This is a genomic window from Pseudomonas sp. 01L34 (assembly GCF_056400265.1).
In genome coordinates this window covers 285981-305149 of record NZ_JBFTSX010000003.1, presented here as the reverse complement: position 1 = coordinate 305149, position 19169 = coordinate 285981, and the positions used below count along the sequence as shown (strand labels likewise).

16 protein-coding genes are annotated in these 19169 nt (G+C 54.9%); 1 reads left to right on the top strand and 15 read right to left on the bottom strand.

What is annotated here, in order from left to right; translation table 11 throughout:
* Window positions 1–337 precede the first annotated feature (337 nt).
* Window positions 338–718, top strand: a complete 381-nt coding sequence (locus AC1DQM_RS09910; protein WP_477746108.1) for a DUF6124 family protein — start codon at window positions 338–340, stop codon at window positions 716–718.
* A gap of 60 nt (window positions 719–778) precedes the next feature.
* Here the strand turns inward: AC1DQM_RS09910 and AC1DQM_RS09905 are convergent, their stop codons facing one another.
* The 15 genes from AC1DQM_RS09905 to icmH form a co-directional block, all read right to left on the bottom strand.
* Window positions 779–2143, bottom strand: coding sequence for a lysozyme inhibitor LprI family protein (locus AC1DQM_RS09905; RefSeq protein ID WP_477746107.1), 1365 nt, complete (start codon window positions 2141–2143; stop codon window positions 779–781).
* Window positions 2144–2193: 50 nt separating this feature from the next.
* Window positions 2194–2925: a lysozyme inhibitor LprI family protein gene (locus tag AC1DQM_RS09900; RefSeq protein WP_477746106.1), complete on the bottom strand. Its 732-nt coding sequence runs from the start codon at window positions 2923–2925 to the stop codon at window positions 2194–2196.
* A 144-nt stretch (window positions 2926–3069) separates the two neighbouring features.
* Window positions 3070–3534, bottom strand: a complete 465-nt coding sequence (locus AC1DQM_RS09895; protein ID WP_477746105.1) for a cell division protein — start codon at window positions 3532–3534, stop codon at window positions 3070–3072.
* 99 nt (window positions 3535–3633) lie between these two features.
* The gene (locus AC1DQM_RS09890; RefSeq protein WP_477746104.1) at window positions 3634–4065 is read right to left on the bottom strand and encodes an XAC2610-related protein; all 432 of its coding nucleotides are present in this window, start codon (window positions 4063–4065) and stop codon (window positions 3634–3636) included.
* Between the two features lie 17 nt (window positions 4066–4082).
* A complete protein-coding gene (locus tag AC1DQM_RS09885) occupies window positions 4083–4514 on the bottom strand; it encodes a hypothetical protein (RefSeq protein ID WP_477746103.1) in 432 nt (143 codons plus the stop codon).
* A 126-nt stretch (window positions 4515–4640) separates the two neighbouring features.
* On the bottom strand, window positions 4641–5255 hold the full coding sequence (locus tag AC1DQM_RS09880; RefSeq protein WP_477746102.1) for a hypothetical protein: 615 nt from the start codon (window positions 5253–5255) through the stop codon (window positions 4641–4643).
* A gap of 147 nt (window positions 5256–5402) precedes the next feature.
* Window positions 5403–6017, bottom strand: a complete 615-nt coding sequence (locus tag AC1DQM_RS09875) for a hypothetical protein (RefSeq protein WP_477746101.1) — start codon at window positions 6015–6017, stop codon at window positions 5403–5405.
* A 409-nt stretch (window positions 6018–6426) separates the two neighbouring features.
* The gene (locus AC1DQM_RS09870; RefSeq protein ID WP_477743559.1) at window positions 6427–6831 is read right to left on the bottom strand and encodes a hypothetical protein; all 405 of its coding nucleotides are present in this window, start codon (window positions 6829–6831) and stop codon (window positions 6427–6429) included.
* Between the two features lie 8 nt (window positions 6832–6839).
* On the bottom strand, window positions 6840–9887 hold the full coding sequence (locus tag AC1DQM_RS09865; RefSeq protein ID WP_477746100.1) for a hypothetical protein: 3048 nt from the start codon (window positions 9885–9887) through the stop codon (window positions 6840–6842).
* An 18-nt stretch (window positions 9888–9905) separates the two neighbouring features.
* On the bottom strand, window positions 9906–10925 hold the full coding sequence (locus tag AC1DQM_RS09860; protein ID WP_477743557.1) for a tetratricopeptide repeat protein: 1020 nt from the start codon (window positions 10923–10925) through the stop codon (window positions 9906–9908).
* Window positions 10926–10930: 5 nt separating this feature from the next.
* A complete protein-coding gene (locus AC1DQM_RS09855; protein WP_477746099.1) occupies window positions 10931–12967 on the bottom strand; it encodes a type VI secretion system Vgr family protein in 2037 nt (678 codons plus the stop codon).
* A 28-nt stretch (window positions 12968–12995) separates the two neighbouring features.
* Window positions 12996–14012: a serine/threonine-protein kinase gene (locus AC1DQM_RS09850; protein ID WP_477746098.1), complete on the bottom strand. Its 1017-nt coding sequence runs from the start codon at window positions 14010–14012 to the stop codon at window positions 12996–12998.
* The gene (locus AC1DQM_RS09845; protein ID WP_477746097.1) at window positions 14009–14737 is read right to left on the bottom strand and encodes a PP2C family protein-serine/threonine phosphatase; all 729 of its coding nucleotides are present in this window, start codon (window positions 14735–14737) and stop codon (window positions 14009–14011) included. The genes AC1DQM_RS09850 and AC1DQM_RS09845 overlap by 4 nt, the downstream gene beginning before the upstream one ends.
* Window positions 14737–18276: a type VI secretion system membrane subunit TssM gene (gene tssM / locus AC1DQM_RS09840; RefSeq protein ID WP_477746096.1), complete on the bottom strand. Its 3540-nt coding sequence runs from the start codon at window positions 18274–18276 to the stop codon at window positions 14737–14739. Before tssM ends, AC1DQM_RS09845 begins: the two co-directional genes overlap by 1 nt.
* A gap of 13 nt (window positions 18277–18289) precedes the next feature.
* Window positions 18290–19165, bottom strand: coding sequence for a type IVB secretion system protein IcmH/DotU (gene icmH / locus AC1DQM_RS09835; RefSeq protein ID WP_018927447.1), 876 nt, complete (start codon window positions 19163–19165; stop codon window positions 18290–18292).
* Between the last annotated feature and the right edge of the window lie 4 nt (window positions 19166–19169).

The window sequence follows — 19169 nt, the reverse complement described above, 5'->3', positions numbered from 1 at the left end:
ACGCTCAATCATCCGCCTACGTAGACGTCGACACCATCGGACATTTCCTTCAACACGCCGGGCTGTTCATGAACTATCCAGCGCTCGCGCTCATCGATAACCTCTGTTCGTCACCGCAAAATCGGTGACACGGACGTGCAAGTCCGGCGGGATACACAATGGTTATGGCAATTCATCGAGCATTTTTCTATGCTCGCGAACCGTTATGGCGGCTGTGTATGGGAGACCTTCGGGTCTGCCGGGTAATCCCGCCGGTCTTGCACACCTATGCACAGCTGCCACCTCTTTCGAAGTGCACGCGAAACGGTGTCGGCTCCTTAATTACGGGATTACATCTATGTTCAAGCCAACACCAAATCCTCCTGAAAACGAAGCCACATCCCCCTACGAATCCTTCGATTCCAGAAAACTCCACGAAGCCGCTGAACGCGCCCTCGACCATCATTTCGCCCCACCCCCCAACGAAAAACCCAAGCGCAAAGGCAAGCTCTTCACCGTCTCCCCCGACATCGACACCGAAGCCCTCCTGGCCAACGCCTCAGAAGACCTGAAATCCATCAGTGCCATCGCCGCCGACCTGGCCGACGACATCGAAGGCACCCGCCGCTCAGTCGCCCTGGCACTCAGCAGAATGGCGGATGGGGCGCAGTTGTTGGTGGAGCGAGCGCTGGATCATATTGATTTGCCGAATCCGGCGGAGCATCGGGCGAAGGCGTAGCGAAAAATATGAAGGGGACTTAACGTCCCCTTCCTCAGCGTTATACCTGCACCGCGAAATTTACAGGCAGTGACTGGCCTTTATGTCTGAGCCTTGCGAAACCAAACGCTTCACGCCGTCGCTACCCCCCGGGCTACCTTTATCAGCTGACATCTGATAACAGGCCAACGCCCGGGACATATCCTTTGTTCCCAATTCACCACTCTCAAAAGAAGACCCCAGGTAGTTCATCGCCTCTGTGGATCCCATGGAAACCGCGCGAATAACTTCCCTTTCTGCCTGCTCGGGGTGGAGGCAAGGGCCGTTATAGTCGGTGGAATTACCGTTACAAAAATAAGTGGCATAACCCAGCGCGCCGCTCGCTGTCGTCGATGCCGCTTTGAACAAAGCCTCAACCTTGCTGGTTTCCAGCTGAGGCGCCATCTGCGAAAGACTTAAGCTTGCCGCCGATAGACTTGCCTGTGGATCACCCGATTCTGCAGCACAGACATAGTTTTCCAGGGACGCTTCAATCAACTCCCCAGTCAGCCGGTATCGTTCAAGAAACCCCAACCCACCCAAGCCCTCAGCACGTTGATAACAAAGGTTCTCCGCGCGGCTCATTCCGGGTCTATCGGGTGCGACAAGCTCCTTCTCGCTGATCGACCAATCCTCAATCCCCACCAGCGACCAGCACGACTTTTTAGCAAAGTTAAAAATCTTGATGTTGCTGTTACCGGCCCGTTTATCCACAACATTCATGTGAGCGTCATCGACTGTTTCGATCTCAACCCCTTCAGTCTTGCCCTCCATCGCTGCCATCAACGGAAACGTCAAACTGGTGCCAGTCTCCGCAGTAATTTGCGGTTCAAATCGACCAGGGTCCGAGGTCCGCTTCAATACCAATATTTTCACCGCCAGTGCGGTTAGGCGCTTCTGGGACTCGGCATTGGCGGAAAACGCTGGCAGAAACTGCGCGAAGTCTGAGGAAGGACACGAAGCACTTCCCCCGCCCCCACTGCCTGAACGACCCACAGTCTCAGGCGCGATCCCATCCAAATAAGCCGAACGCTCCCGACTCATCTTTGCAATGCAATTGTTCACAACCGCCACATGAGCCGGCATGGCTGCCTCAATCTCGAACGCCTCTACGGTGCAATTCGTATCCCGTAATTTGATCCACGCACGCTGGGATTCCTTTACCTGCGTCGAATACTCCCCCCCTAATTTCGGGTCAACTGAATATTGAGATTCAAGCCTTGCCATCAGTTGGTGATAGCTCGTATTCAACTGAGAATCTGCGGAATTCTTTGCAGCCTCGGAACACGGGACAACCTGCGAGCTAGAGCTGATTTCACTGCAGTCGTCTTGGGCGAACGCGGCTGAAACCGGCAGTAGCGCGAACGCGATTAGCACACTGGTTAACCCTAAAACAAAGCGTTTCACTGTCTTCAATCCTTGATTATGGAACATACCTATTTTTAAGTTTATTTCAGCTACTTTGATGGCGGAGCAACCGCGATTTGCCTGGCACGATCAAGGGTCAGACGAATCAAGCAACTAGCAGATTGCTCACCATATATAGACTTTACGCACTCGAGATCCCGAAACTTCATCCAAGCTCGTTGAACCTCACGAAACGCGGTTCTTTTTTCGTCACTTAAACGATTTGCCTTATCATGGTAAGCCGAATTAAGCAGCGCATCCGCATCCGCCAAAACCAACTGATAAATATCGCTCTCTTGCACTATTTTTACTTGAGGCAAACCCTGAGGCAGATCCGCATCCCAGTTATTCAATCCATTATTGTCATCAACTCTTAGCTTAACCGTTTTATTATCAAACCACCCATATTGATTTTTTGTCTGCTCCGACTTGTAAAGCAACTCAATATAAATTGGGTCGCTTCCCCGCTGCGGATCATTTAGCAGAGTCTGCTTTAAAACACCGACATTTCCATCTCCCTCATCCAGCTCGAAAGAAAAGCAAGGGGTTGGCCCAGGCTGAGCAGCTGACTTGCTAGCACGCATACAGTCCGCTCGAGTAGAGCCGCTCGGCTCATTACTTCCCGTTTCTACATCTTGAATTCTAATTAGCAGTCTCAAGTTAGGGGCCGCAGAATAGTCGGCCTGTAATATCTTCGCGGAATAGAACGGTTCTGCTTTAACGGTAGCGACGCTAAATACAAAAAATGCTGAGCACGCCAAGAAAATTGTATTTTTAACCACAGAGCTTAATTCCATTTAGTTTAAAAAATGGGGAGATATTTATTTATCGAAAGTTAAAACCTACTTTACAAAATAAATTCGTCCCCTTTTTGCTGATCAGCACCCGCTTGTAGGCGCCGCCGGCAAACGGGTTGGACTTGCTCACTATCTTTCTGGAGGGGATTTCCGACGATCATGGCGCAGCAACCAGACCAGCGGCGGCAACAGCACCAGCAGCGCAAAACCGTCGAGCCACAGATGCGACCTGACCTGTTTTTGCGCTGAAAGCCACATGTCCTGCGGTGCCCATAACAGAACGCCAGCCATCAACCATCCCCAAATTGCGGGTGCTTTAAGACGGTTGCCGAGGTGCACCAACGCGAGCATGTACAGCGAATAACTTTGCAGCGTCGCGCCGAACAACGCGAGCCACCAGACCTGCTGCTCGTGACCGGCAGCAGGAACCGCATCGGCGCCCCAGAACGCGAGTTCGAGGGCGTGAAGATAGCCGTCAAGTAATCCGGAATGACCGGCCCAGGTCAGCGTGAGACCGGCGAGCACATGCACGATCGCGGCGGCATACAGCCAAAGCACCATCGTGGAGCGAAGAGAGAAAGAGGGGGCTGGCATTCCGTGTCCTGAGCGCATTCCTTGAGGGCGGGGAGTTTAATGGAAAATGGGGGTTGTCAGATGCACAAGCGTTAAACGTTTACCGTGACGGGTTCAGGCTCAGCGCTTGTGAAAGCGCGTCACGCATGACTGCCGCCCGTCCATTCCCCAGTAAGTGCTGAGCAAGACTTTGCGTTTCTTGTCTACACGGAGATTGACGAAACCATCGCCACAATCCGGCTGCACTTCCTCGAAGTCAGCGGTTTTCGGCCGGTAGATGAAAATCCGGTGGATCGTGTAGGTGCCCATGCCGTCGTCGATCTGCCAGACAGAAAAATCTTTCATGCCATCGAAGTTGAAATCATCGATAGCGACGTGCAGGGATTTTTCAGCGGCAAAGTCGATGGTTCGCGGCTCGCGAGCATCGACTTGAACCGTCACCGTCACCTTCGGCCCGTTCACTTCCAACATCGCTTCAACGTTTTTAACAGGGTTGAACGATGTTACCTCGGCCCCCGCCGACGCCGAACCCAATAACCCGAACAGCGCCAAACCCAAACTCACCCGAGTCATTGATCGCCCTGCTCCCACTTGCAACCACCGTCTAGAGAAACATCGACATTGGGGTTAAGCAGGAAACTGTATTCCTTGCCGTTGGACTTCTTTGTGTACACCATCGAAACGCTCATCGCCGCTTGGGTGACCCACTCATAGGTTCCCGTGACCTTGCCGTCGACAATCTCGGACCAAGTCGAGGTGAGCTGCGATGGCGCGTCAGGATCGAGTATTTCCTCCTGGTGATCCGTCAGCACGATAGAAATGGGCGTTTTCGACTTGGCGTATTTGACGAAACCACCCGACCAATTGCTGTCGTGGTCGTAGAAGGTTCGGAACTCGAACTTGATCGAGTTGGTGCCTTCGAAGCAGTAGTTGTCGGAGGTGACTTGGCTGTGGGCTGTCAGGGGGAGGAAAAATATGAGTAACGGGAGTAGCTTTTTCATCTCGAATCCGTTCAGGAGAAAAGGGCGCGCCTTAGAACTAGTCACAGGGGTAGGAAAGAGCTGCTGTTATTTTTTGCGGAGGCTGGCCTTCGTAAATAAATCTGCCCCCTTTTCGCTTACCCATCTTCATCCGCGTAAAGGCTTTATTTTCTCAAACGCAGCCTTGATATCTTCAATGGTAGGGTCCGTTTTATTAGAGGACTTAGGTACACACGCAGACAACGTCGCTGTCGAGCGTCCCACACCCACGAGACCGTAAAAACAACTAAACTTTAAGCCAGACTTCAAGATTGAAAATTTTTCCTGCACTTTGCTAATGCTTTTTTCTGAATCCCACAGAGTAAACGGGGACATTGTCACTCGCAGCTCTGCTGCCCCAAACGCAACTGAACGTTCAACGTTCACCTTTCCTTTCTCAGAAACTTGTTCAATAGCTCCATCTACCGAGTAATTATAAATATAGCCACCTTTTCTACTAAAGCGCCCAGACTCCTTTAGCGCATTTCGAAATGAAATCGGCCGGATGGTAAAAGTGTTTTCCTCAACAAGGATTGGTGGACTTAACTCTACGAGAGAAACCAACTCCCCATAGCAAATACTATTCTCCGATTTCACCGTCACTTTAAACCCAGGTATTTCAGGTATAAATGCCCCACACGCTTCTAACGAATCTGCGTGAGCAACACCAGACGCCAGAATTGACGCAATCAGCCACTGCCAGCAAGTGTGTAACCTCATCATAATACCCTCTTATGGAACACACTCGGCGGAGAGGTTACCAATTCAGACAATCCATAGCATGAATGCTAACAGAAAAGTGGAAAAATTTACTTATCAACAGCCAAAGCTACCTTGTAAATAAATCAGTCCCCTTTTCGCTGTCAAGTTTTAAAGGTTCTCGCTCATATCCGCGCATTCATCCGCGTCGGCAAGAACTTTACGTTCACCGTAGTTAAAAACACATATAGGGTGTTTAAAGCTACCCCGCATTTTCCGACAAGCACTACTACTTTTTTCTTTATAGACACATTGTTCATCGGAAATGATCAACTCCTTGCTTGGCGTCAAAGTCAAAACTTTAGCGCCATCAATACGATAAATACTTTCGTATATTGAGCCGCCAGATTGTTGAATATCTTTGTAGCTCCCGTCCTGCAACTCAGAGGCGCTAGCAGGAATAGATCCAATATAGTTAGCTTCACCGCCTTTAGCTGAAGCAGAAAAAATCATGACCTGAGCATTAAGCCCCATATCATCACTGGTTGGATAAGAAAATATGACGGAATCGCTAGGTTTATCTGACGCCTCTCTATAGATATAATCAGACCGACACCCGCGATCAGGATTTTTAAGAGAAAAAGTCCCCCCTTCGAAAGAGAGCACCAAACCAACTTCTGAGTCGGAATCTTGGTCAGAATCTTTACACAATAGCTTATGTTCTACTGGGTTAGACCAAGCCGCGCCACTGTAGATAAAAAGCGATAGTATGATCAGTCGAATCATTCGGGTACGCCTCAAAAAAACTTTAGTAATTTATTTGTCATTGCTTCTCGATCCGTGAAATGAGCTTCAGGCGGCCAGGGATGTTCCGAATCCGTTCCAACTAAATTACCATCCCCTCTAATACGCCTGGTCATTTTCGGTATATCGTTAGAGTCGGCGACCCCCAGAGAACACGGGGCCCGACCACGTTTTTCAGATCATTATTGAATCGTGGTCGGGCCCCACTTCATTTCTTTACAGATAATTATTGAAGCGTGGTCTGCCCCCATTTCATGCGATAAATGTAATATGTGTATGCTTTTTCGTTCGCAACAACCATTAACACAAGTACCATTCGGGACAGATTTATTTATCGAAAGTTAAATCCATCTCACAAATAAATCCGCCCCCTTTACGCCTGTTAAGAGCATTAGCGCGTATCACAGCTCGGCCCACTGAGCGCTTCACCGTCAATCTTAAACTTACATACCTCAGTAATGTCTGCGCCCTGTGTTAGAGACATAAGAGTTAGAGTGAATAAAAGTTCATTATTGGAAAACTCTCCTTTTTCCAGCACAACCTCCGAGAAATCGGTGTTGAAGCCTTTTCCAGAAATACTGCAAAAATCCATTGAGTTACTGGCAGCACCTTTGCCACCTGGCTTTAGGACCTGAACTTTTATGCAAGGGCTGCCCAGCGACTGATAGTAGCGAACTAACTTACCAGAAATGACAGCCGTATCGGCTTTATATATATTTACAACTGGATCTTTTTCATCCGCGGCCAAGGCGCAGCAGGAAAAAGCCAAACCTACCAACAGCATTAAGTTTTTCATTTCTCACCTTATAGATAATTTTTACGCCTAGTAAAGCGATCTAACGGAACATTTGACCAATTGTTTTGATTGGACATAATAGACTTCAATTCAGCCCTATTGTTTTGAACAAAAGGCCGCTGAACCAATATCCTTGATGTCGGCGTATAATCCCCTCGATACCTCAGATCCACAATCATATCTTGAATTTTTGGATCAATCGCATCCCAATTCAACGCACCGTACTCACCAATATTAAAAGCCTGCCCTGATATTGTAATAACTTTATTTTTCATATCGTCATAAACAGAAGTAAACAATTTGTACTGCTGCTTACGCGTAATAAAGATTTTCCGAATCTCAGGACTGGCATTATTAAGATAATCTCTAGCGGCAGTACCGCTTAGGCCCTTCGACCCTATCAACCAACCTAGTAATGGCTCAGAAATGCCTACCGCTGCAAGATCACCCTGTGGATCCGACTTTTGACCAAGGTCATATCCCCTGCCAATCGTAATACCGGACGCACCACCTGGCCAATGCACTTTCCGACTGAAATACTGGTGCAAAGGGTTCGCGGAATCTTCCAGATCATTTCCCTCCGCATCAAATGTTAATTGACCTTTATCGACTTTAAGCCACTTCAAGTCATTGTCATCTTCCATGGCTAGAAAATTGGCAACAAACCCGACAGGATGAAAGTGATAAATCAACCCAGAAGCAACCGGGGACTTATCAGACAACTTATCCCAAAAAACATACCCATCTATTCTTTCTTTCTCATGTGCCAGACGTTTCTTTGAAACCTCCAAAAGTGAGTCTAGTCTCTTCCATTTTTCAGATCCCGACTCTTCTTTCCACTCTGTAGGATGGTGGGCTACTAGCTTTGTCCATTGGTCTCTTGTGGCAGCACCCTTCAATGCCTCAGCAAGCTCAGTAGGTTCTACTTCACCATCACCGTTTTTGTCTATTTTCTTGAAAAGATCCTTAAAGAACTGGGGCATATCCTCAGGATCAAGAAAGCCATCGGCTTTCGGGTTACTTTCCTCCACAATTTGAAAGCCCATTTTCTTCCAATCGTGTGGAGTGATCATTTTCGCGTCAGATTTTTTTATCAATCCGGAAATCGGTTGATCGTCCTCAATGACGGAGACTTCATACCAATCCTCGCTGCCCTCCTTGACAACTGGCACCTTACCCAAGTCGATAGCATGCTCATTCTTGGAAGGATCACTCGTCCCGGTAGCGGGCAATTTTTTCTTAAGCTGCGTACCTACCGGTAAATGCAGGTACTGCCTACCAATTTTCAAACCGGCGACGTTATCGAGGAAATCATTAACGTCGGCTTCGGCGCTGAATATCTCAACATGAACTTGGAATTTACTGTCCGTCATGCCCTGTTCGTCGACGAGATTTTCAGTTTTACCCAAGTAACCGATCGGGTCGCCAGCCTTGATTCCAATGCTAGTCGTCACAACCTCAAACTCTGTAGGCGTGAGCGTCTCCCACTGCACGTACTGGCTATCCGGATCGTTTTCGACAATGGCCCAGAAATTTGCTGGTACGTTCCCCGTGCCTGTCCATATGCTAGCTACCACCGGTGTACATGGGGCCATTCGCCGCAATTTGTTGTCGAGAACCAGGCTCACAACATCTTTGCTATCGAACGCAATAGTGCTGCTGACCGTTATCTCTCGACTTTCTTCTATACGCGCACCTGCAGGTTGCCCATTCGTAGAGCTCGCTGGTGCGGCATACATCGCCAAGCGTTTGCACGTCCTAGCTTTTACTTTCCCTTGCCAATACTTTGGCTTCGCACGTTCTGGAACATCGTCCGCGAGCCAAATACGTTTAGGTTGGGAGTTTTGGTAAGGTGCATCATTCTTCAAATAGGCGAACCAGACCTCTCTCCCTGCTTCACGAACTTTGTGCGACCCGTTCTTTACACTGCCAGAAAGAATTTTTCCTTTGGCATAGGTGACGTTACCGACGCGTCTCTCCTCCAGCACCTCAAGCTTGGTGCCCATAGCCAGTTTTCCGGGTGACTGAACGCTGCTTGTTTCGGGAAACTCGTCGTATGCCTTGAAGTCATTTACCTTCATGGTCACTTTGGGTTTTGGTGTTTCTTCCTCGGATAGCGGGTAGCGCTTATAAGGCAACAAATGCATATACAGACTGTAGAAGTTCAGCTTGTTTTGCTTGCCTTTGTTCGGCCCTTCTTCCGGATTGGGTGCCGACTTGTACTCGTGACGCACCAGGCAGAAGGAGTTGGAATATTTCAGCTTTTTCTCGTTGTCACCGAAGGTCGACTCCAAATAATCCTCGTTAAGGCGATACGCAACGACTTCGCCATCGGCCATGCAGCGTATCGGCTCATTCAGTACGCATTGTGGGGCACTTGCATCGCTGATGTGGATGCCGCCATGCCAAAATTTGTTGCTCCCCAGTAGGTAATGGCCTGACTTTTCACCCTCAAGTGCTTTGTAGACTTCCTCAGCATCAGTGAACTGTTTTCCGTCAGCCTTTCTAAAAGGATATTGGAAGTTCATTAACGGCGATGTCGCTGGAACAGGGGCGGGAGCGGGTGCAGGGGCAGGTGTCGGAGTTGGATTCCCCCCCGTCCTTGTCGACTCTTTAACTCTCAAAAACTTTGTAGGAACTGGCCAATACCAAGCCTTCCCCAAAGCGCCGAATGGTGCAGTGGCTGGACCAGAACTTTGTGCCCCAAAGAACTCGCCAAACTCAGAGTCTAATGTGCTGTCATAAAACTCGACAATCCCCGTATGATTTAACGTCTTATTTTCATGATTGGACGTTGCGTTAATCCAGAGGACGATATCTCCACGCCTTACATTAGCAGGACTAATCACATCATAGTATTGAAGGGCCTCCCCGTCATTGAGAGCCGCTGTATTCTGATAAGGGACTTCGTAGCCGGCACTTGTAAGCAGCAAGTTAACCATATGAGAGCAGTCGACAACTTTTTTTCCATTCTCAACGTCAAAACCGTTCCCTCCCTCCTTATATCTATAATTAGCGCTGGTATAGTTGCTCGAAAAATCAAGTGGCTCTGTCATTTCTGCTTCCTGCAATAATCAATAGCAATAGCTGGCTTTGAAAGTTCCGGCTGGCTGCTTATTCAAGCGGTCCAGATGTGCGATAGCCCCTTTACTGCCTTGTTTGGCAGCGAGTTGGTAGCAAGCAACCGCCCTGGACATGTCCTTTGTAACCAATTCTCCCGTTTCAAAGGCACGCCCGAGTGCATTTATCGCGAAGGCACTTCCCATACGGGCAGCGTGCGTCAGCGCTTCTTCAGCCTGTGCTGGATGCTGGCAAGGACCGTCAGAGGAAATGTTGTTACCAACGCAATAAAATAACGAAAGACTCATTGCCCCCTCCGGCAAGGTGGTTGCTGCTGCCTTGAATAGCTGCTCAACCTTCTCGTTTTTTAACTGCGGCGCCATACCGGAAAGACTCAAACTTGCAGCATTCAAACTGGCTTGAGGATCGCCGGAAGCTGCAGCGCATAGATAGTTTTCCAGAGAGGCTTCAAACAACTCCCCCGTGAGTCGGTACTGCTCCAGCCCCCCCAAACCTCTAAAGGCTTCCGCACGTTGAAAGCAAAAGCTCTCTGCCTTGCTCATGTGAGGATTGCTCGCCACTACGAGATCTTTCTCACTAATCGACCAATCCTCAACTCCCTCCAAGACCCAACACGCTTGTCGAGAAAAGTTGAAAATCTTGATGTTGCTGTTGCCCGCTCGCTTATCCACTACGTTGAAATGACTATCGTCGATCGCTTCGACCTCAACACCCTCAGTCTTGTCTGTGCCCACAGGCGCCATTAGCGGAAACGCCAAATTGGAGCTGTTAACTCCCGTCGTTTGTGGCTCAAAAACTCCATGCTCTCCCACCGGTTTCAAAACCAGCGACTTCACCGTCATCGCAGTCAACCGCTGCTGAGTTTCAGCATTCGCAGAGAACGCCGGAAGGAACTGGGCAAAATCCTCAGACGGGCATTCATCCGCATAAGCACTGCCATGAAACAGGCTCAGCAGCGACGCGGTGAAAACCGCTACAGCGAGGCCACCACTCTTCTTCAAAACACCATTCATGTCGATCACTCAGAAAACACAAAAAAAGCCTTCGGTTTAACCTTCTCAGGCGAAGCATTCCCCAACGCCTGATCCATCAAACTCCCCGCCTTATCCTTATCCGCCGCCCCCGGCAGCACCGGTGGCTTAATCCCAATCCCGGTCCCACTCCCCGCCGACCCGCCAGCATTAATCTTCACCACCGGCCCAACCACGGTAACCCCACCGGCATTGAGCTTGATGAAGCTCCCGCCCGCTTTTACCGTCAGTTCCATCCCTGCTTCGATGACAATCTTGTCCCCAGCCTTCAGGTGAATCTCCTTCCCGGCACTGGTCAGCTGCGCAGTCCCCAGCTTGATGTGCTGGTTCTGCCCCACCGTCAGGTGATCATCCATCCGCGCTTCAGTCTTGCGGTCGGCGATGGTGGTGCGGTGTTCTTCGGCCTTCAGCTCGGTGTAGGTGTTCTTCACCACTGTGTCGTGGCGTTCATTCCCCACCCGAATCTTCTGGTCGTGCTCGACGTTTTCATCCCAATCCCGCTGGGCATGGATGAAGATCTGCTCCGCCCCTTTCTTGTCTTCGATCCGCAGTTCGTTGTACCCGCCGCCCCCCGGTGAGCTGAGGGTTTTGAAGACGGTGCGGGTTTTGTTCGCTGGCAGGTCGTAGGGAACCTGGTTTTCCTTGTGGTACAGGCAACCGGTTACCAGCGGTTGGTCGGGGTCGCCTTCGAGGAAGGTGACGAGGACTTCCATGCCGATGCGCGGGATGGCGATGGCGCCGTAGCGGTCGCCGGCCCAGCTCGAAGAGACGCGCATCCAGCAGCTGGTTTTGTCGTCGGCCAGGCCTTCGCGGTCCCAGTGGAATTGCACTTTGATGCGGCCGTATTGGTCGCAGTGGATTTCTTCTCCTTTGGGGCCGGTGACCATGGCGGTCTGGCTGCCGAGGACGCGGGGTTTTGGGTGTTCCAGGGCTGGGCGGTAGAACACGTTCCACGGGGTGGCGAGGAAGCGGTTGCGGTAGCCCTGGTGGAAGTCGTCTTTGTTGTCGGTGGTGTCGCTGGTCACCGCCTCTTCGAGCACTTGCGGCTGTTTGCCTTCGTGGACGATTTCGGTGAGCAGCCAGAGGTCGTTCCACTCGGTGCGTGGGTGGTCGGACATTTCCACGAAGTGGCCGCTGACGAGGGTGGTCTGGTCGCCATGGCCTTCGGCTTGTTGGTAGTCGGCGCGGTGGCGTTCGAGGGCGCGTTGGCTGAGGAATTTGCCGCGTGCACGGTCGAGGAAGCGGCCGGGGTAGTCGTAGTCTTCCAGGTCCGGTTCGGTGCTTTCGCCGTCGGGTTTGTACGCCGCTTCAAGTCGCAGGTTGGGCTTTTCGAAGTCGTAGTCGCGGCGGGTGACGCGGCCGGTGCGGGTTTCCAGGCGCAGTTTGAAGCCTTTGATCACTGGCTCGTCGGCGACCATGCCGCTGCCTTGCACGTAGGCGGTGGGCTGGCCGAGTTTCGGGAACACGGTCTGGTCGTCGCCGAACACCAGCAGGTGGGCTTTTTCGCTGTGCTGGAAGTGGTAGTGAATGCCTTCTTCTTCGCACAGGCGCTGGACGAAGTGCAGGTCGGTTTCGTCGTATTGCACGCAGTAGTCGCGGTCCGGGCACGGGGTGCTCAGCTGGAAGCGGTAGGCGTTGCCCTTGATGCCGTGTTCTTCGAGGATCAGGGCGATGATTTTCGGCGCCGACATCTGCTGGTAGATGCGCTGGTTGGTGCGGTGATGCAGGTATTGCAGGTGCGGCACCAGGGAGACTTTGTAGCGAGTCAGGCGCTTGCCGGCATCGCCTTGGGCGACGCGGTAGATCTGGCCGTGGATGCCAGAACCCTTCGGGTCGAATGCGAGGAATGCCTGCTTGTGCAGGAGCTTTTCCAGGTCCAGATCCGGGTTTTCGCTGACCAGTTCCAGGTCGAAGCGATACGGCTGGCTGATGCCTTCGGTGCCGGTGAACGACAGCACTTGCAGGTCGCCGGCATAGTCTTCGACGGTGAGGCTGAAGTGCGTTTCGTTAGCTGAGTTGAACATTGCTTGCTCCCTGTTCGGTAGTCATCCGTTACGCCCGCAGTCGCAGGCGTTGCAGCAAAGACGAAGTGGCGCCCAGGGCGTCACGCAATTGGGCGGCGGTGATGGTGCGCTTGGCCGCATCGAAAGCCAGCGCCGTTCGCAGGGCTGGCCAGCAGTGTTTGGGTAGATTCCGAGGTGCGTGCAGCTCGCGGTCGAGATGGCCGTCGCGGGCCTCGGTCGACGGCAAGCGGCGGAACGGGTGTTTGCCGCCCGCCAATTCGTAGAGCACGCAGGCCACGCCGTACACGTCCGCGCTGGCTGAGAGTTGCTGGCCTTCGAGCAGTTCGGGGGCGGCGTAGCCGGGGGTCCAGGCGTTGAAGCGGTCGCGGCTCAGGTGCGGCAGGCCGGGCAAGATGCCCTCTTCGGCCTGGCCGAGGCCGTAGTCGAACAGACGCACGCCCTCTTCGCTGAGCATCACGTTGCTCGGCTTCAGGTCGCCGTGCAGCACGCCGCGGGCGTGGGTGTAGGCCAGCGCATCAAGCAGCGGCAGCGCGATGTCGCGCAGCTCGAACCACGGCAGGCCCAGGGGCCGCTCGCAGAGTAATTTGTCCAGGGTCAGCCCACGCATGAGTTCCATGGTGATGAAGGCCCGCTGGCAGTCGGTGTCCACTTCAAAGGTGTGCAAACGCAGCACGTTGTCGTGGCGCAGTCGCCGGGTCAGGGTGAACTCGCTGTAGAGCAAGGCACTGGCGTCCGGCGATTCGGCAAATTCTTCGCTGAGGATTTTCAGCGCAATGTAAGGGTCGGGATCGCCGAACTGTTCGCGCAGCAGATCCCGTGCACGGTAAACCGCGCCCATGCCACCGGCACCGAGCAGACGCTCAATGCGGTAACGTCCCGCCAGCACGTCGGGCAGTTCACTGATGCTGGCCCGGGTCGGCGCCAGCGCAGGTTTGGCCTGATGCGGCTTTCCGTTTAGCGATGTGGCGAAAGCGAAGTAAGTCAGGTTATTGGCTTCTTCCTCGGTCACCAGCAGGTCGTCGATCGGTGGCATGAGTTCAGTCATTGGCGGATCACCACGGCAGTCAGGTTATCCCGGGCCGAGCCACGCAGAGCGCCGTCGAACAGACGCTCCAGCGCAACGTGCGGCGCGGTCAGGCTCAGGGCGTTGCCCAGGGCATCGCTGGTCAGCCCTTGATACAAACCGTCGCTGCACAACAGAAACGCATCGCCGGGATAGACCTCGAGTTCCAACACATCCAGCGTCAGTTGCTCGGCCGCGCCGACCGCACGGGTCAGCGCATGAGCGGCAGGATGCGCGCGAGCGTCTTCGACGCTCATGTTCTGTTCGTCGATCAGTTGTTGTTGCAGCGAATGGTCCTTGGACAGCTGATACAAACGCTGGCCGCGCCACAGGTAGCAGCGGCTGTCGCCGGCCCAGATGCAGGCCGCGCGATTGCCTTCCACCAGCAGCGCCACCACGGTGCTGCCCATGATGCTGTCGTGACGGCCGGCGGTGACGGTCAACTCCTGACCCAAGCGGCGGTTGAGCCAGTGCAGACACTGGCGAATACCTTTGAGTCGTTCGTCGAAGTCATCCTGCACCGGCAATTCCGCCAGGCTGGCGACGATCAACTGGCTGGCGATGTCGCCACCCTGATGACCGCCCATGCCGTCCGCGACCACCCACAGCCCCTGCTGTGGACAGTCGAGAAAGGCATCTTCGTTGCGCGCCCGAACCTTGCCCGGATCGGTACGCGCAGCGCTGCGCCAGGGGCCGGCAACCAGCATCAGAGCTGCACCGGCATACGGAAGGTGCGCAGCACGCCCATGTCGAACGGGTTCGGCGTGCGTTGGCTCGACAGCAAGTAGTTGGCGCGCAGGCCACCCACATCAGCCTTGAGCACCAGCACGTCGCGACCGGTCAGGTACTCGGTCTGCATCAGGTCGAACAGACGGAACAACGACCATGGGCCGGTGTTCTTCTCGATGCCGATCGGGCGGCCAGCCATTTTGTCGAGAACCAGGCTGGTGCGACCGTCTTCGGCATCGGTCGGCCATTTGAACGACACCGGCACGATCGGGCCGTGGCGGTATTCGATGGTCTTGTCGCCAAACTTGAACTCGGAACGGCTGACCGCCGGGTCGAGGGTGTACGGCTCCAGTTTGAACTGCACTTGCGGCTCGGCCGGGTTGATGGCGAAGAAGCTCTGGCGGATCACTTGTGCCGCGGCCATCTGGTCGAGGTAGACCTTGGAGATCGGCATGCTGTGACCGTCAATGCTGCGCAGGCGGTAGTTGCCTGGGTCGCCACTGACGAATGGACGCATGTAGGTATCAAAGAACCGATCGGCGATGCCCTGGGCCTTGAAGAACTCGCGGAAATCGCTGATCGCGACGTCGCTGGTGCTGTGGGCGCTGAACGGGTAACGCTTGTTGATCGCCTTGCCGTAGAAGCTGTACAGCTCGCTCTGATAACGCTGGTTCAGGTACTGGTAGGAATCGTTGAGCACCAGACGCCAGGTGTCCTCGGCCAGCACGTTGAACCACACGCTGACAGGGCGCGGCAGACGGTTCGACGCATTGCGCAGGGTGCTCAGCGCATCACGCTGGCCGCTCATGCGGGTCTTGGCCATTTCGAACGCGGCCTGCTCCGGTGAACTGGCGCGGGCCAGGCTTGCCATTTGCATTTGCAGGTCGTTGAGTGCTTGCAGGGCCGGAGTCAAATCAGCGGCCGGGCCGTTGTTGTCATCCAGCAAGCGGTGCAGCGGTTCGAAGCGACGTTGCAGGGATTTCTTCGCGGTGTCCGGCAGGTTTTTGGTCGCGGCCATGTCAGACGCCGCGTCCGCTGCGGCCGACGCCAGTTTGCCCAACTTGCCGAGCTTGCCCTTCTGCTCGCCCAGTTTCGCGGCGGCATCGGCGGCTTCATCAACCGGTTCGGCTTCCGCCGGGAAACGGGTGTTCTCGCGCACTTCCACCAGCAGTTGCAGCACCGGGGAATTGGCCGACGTCAGGCCCGCCAGTTGCTCGGCACCCTCACTGAAATCGCTGATCGCGGGCAGAGCCACCTGGCCGACCGCTTCGCTCCAGAAGTTGGCGTAGTCGCGGAAGTACAGCTGCTCCAGCTCGACCATCAGGCGACGCAAGTCCATGCCGCTGATGCCCGAGCCTTCGCCCAGCACCCAGTTATCACGCAGGATATCGGTGACCAGCGCCGAACCCTGGACCGAGAAATACTGCTGATAACCCTGTTGGGTGTAGAACCCCGGAATCACGTAATCGGTGCCGACAAACAACGAACCCTGCGGGCCGATGTGTTGGCTCAGGCGGTATTCCGGCAGGTTGCGAGCCTGCTCGCGCAGCATCCGGTAAACCACGTTGGCCAGCGACTCGCTGCGCAGCACCTGACGCGCCTGCGCCACCAGTTGTTCGTTGAGCGGGTAGATAAACGGCTGCTTGAGCAAACGCTCGAAGTGGGTGTTCAAACCGTTCTGCACCGCGGTGTTGCCGGCGTAACGCTGGGACCATTCGGTAGCGACCCAATCCTTCAGCCATGCCGCATCGCGGCGATCTTTCATGTTCAGCATCAGGTATGCGCGCAGGCTGTTGAGCAGGCGTTCGCGGTCCTTCATGTTGGCGCGGATCTGCCCTTCCAGCAGCGTCGTAACCCGTGGCAGCAGTTGCGCTTCGAGCTCACGCTCGTAGGCGCTCTTGACCACCGGATTGGCGTCTTCGCCCTGGTACAGGCCACCACGTTCGTGGTACGACACGTCACCTTTGTTCGGGAACACTTGTGTCGCCGCGTAGCTGGTGTCGAGGGTCTTGAGCACCGCCATGGAATCATCGCGCGCAGTCAGGGCCGAGCGTTGCTGGTTCCAGGTTTGTGCCAGGGAACGCAGGTTTTCCAGACGCTCATAGTTGGCCGAAAAGCCGCCCGCCCAGAGCATGCCGAACAGCGCCAATGCCGCCAGTGCGCCCACGTACAGGGCACGTTGACCCCAGTGGATGCGGCTGCGCTCGCGCTTGTCCAGACCGGCCAGGTCGGCCTCGGGGAAGATCACCCGGCTGAGCAAATGGTGAATGAACCGCGAACGGCCGCTGCGCAGGGTTGGCAGCATGCCGGCGCTCATGCCCAGGTTGGCGCCGATACTGGCGGTGGTCTGGTCCATCTGTTGAGTCAGGTGCGGTGCGCTGGTCAGGTAGAAACCGCGCAACTGGCTGACACGCTGGTAGCGGTTGCCGGTGAACGCCAGGTCGACGAACAGGCACAGGCGCTCGCCGATCTGCCCCAGTTGATGCGGGAAGTCGAGGATGCGGCCACGGCGCTGGGTGTCGCGCTCCTGGTGCATGCGCATGATCACCTGGCTGTTGAGGCGACGCAGCAGCTCTTCGAACTCGGCGCGCAGCACGGCCACATCGGTGCCGCTCTGCTCTTTGCGGAAGCTGGTGCCGAGGACCTGATCGCTTTCTTCGCGGGTCAGTTGATCGAAGAACTCGTCGAAACCGAGCAGGCGATCGGCCTTGCTCAACACCAGATAAATCGGCACATCGACGTGCAGTTTCTGATGCACGTCTTGCAGGCGCGCACGCACCTGGCGGGCCAGGGTTTCGAGGTCCTGCTCGCTGCCGCCCAGCAGGGTTTCCACCGGAATGGTCACCAGCACGCCGTTCAACGGGCGGTTGCGGCGACGCTTGCGCAGCAGGTCGAGCAAGGTGCTCCAGGCACTGCCATCGACTTCGGCGTCCGGCTGGGTCAGGTAACGCCCGGCGGTGTCGATCAGCACGCCGTGGTCGGCGAAGTACCAGTCGCAGTGCCGCGTGCCGAGGGTGTCGCGGGTGAGTTTGCGGTCGATCTTGTTGATCGGAAACTCAAGGCCCGAGAAGTCCAGCAGGCTGGTCTTGCCGCTGCCCTGCGGGCCGATCAGCAAGTACCACGGCAAATCACTGCGCCAGCGTTCGCTGCGGCCGCGATACAGGCTCGAGGTTTTCAGGGTTTTCAGGGCGTCCTTGAAACGCACCTTCAACTCTTTCTCTTCTTCGTCGATCAGCTCTTCACGGCGGATACGGTCCTGGCCGTCTTCGGTGGCTTCCACAGCCTTTTTGCGCACACCGGCACGCCAGCTGACGAAGACCATGGTCAGGCCCCAGATCAGGAACAACACACTGATGGTCAGCAACCGGGAGGTCGAACCTTCCCAGAATTTGTAGTCATTGACCGCCAGCAGCGGCCCGACGAACCACACCAGCAGCGCGACGAACAGCACCAGCAACAGGGTCCATACCCAGGTCTGGCGCAGGAATGCGCCGACTTTCTTGAAAAACTTTTTCATCACACGTCCCTGTTTACGGCTTCGACTGCGGCTGAGCCGTGGCCGGATCAAGCTGCTGATAAGGTTGCAGAACGGTTTCGCGTTGTTCGCCCAGCACCCAGGCAAAGCCCGAATACATCACCACCAGGCACACCACGGTGAACAGCACCACCATCCACGCTGGCACGATGCGCACCAGGCTGCGACGCTGATCGTTCAAGCCTTCCCAATGCGGCGACAACTCGCGAGGCACGTCGCCGCGCAGTTGGCGAATCTGCCGATACAAAGCGTCGCGGATGCCTTCGAGTTCGAGCATGCCGCGGGCTTGCACGCGGTACTTGCCTTCGAAGCCGAGGGACAGGCACAGGTACATCAGCTCCAGCATCGGCAGGTGCTTGACCGGGTTTTTCGACAGACGATCCAGCAGCTGGAAGAACTTCTCGCCACCGAAGGTTTCGTTGTGGAAGCTGCTGAGCAGGCTCATCTGCGACCACTCGCTTTCGTTGCCCCACGGCGTGGTGACTACGGCTTCGTCGACCACGGTGCAGAGCACGTAACGGGCGGCCATCACCTGGCTGCTTTCGGCGCCATTGTGCAGCGCCCGCACTTCAAACAGTTTCAGCCCGGCGGTCAGCCGCTCGTTGAGCGCGTACAGGTCTTCGCGGGTGTCGCTGTGTTTGAGCCGCACCACTTCCGACAGCAGCTCGGACGCCGCCGCCACCAGCGAATTGAGGCTGATGTTGAACGCTTCGGCCGGGCGCAGGCGCGCGGCGTAGATCATCCGTTCTTCCAACTGTTCAAAACGCGGCGGTGCCGCGAAGTCAGTCAGCGGACTCGAGGCCGGGCCGTGGCCCTGGCGGTCGAGCAGGACGGTTTTGTCGTCCTGGGTGTGTTCCATGTCCTTGATCATGTCG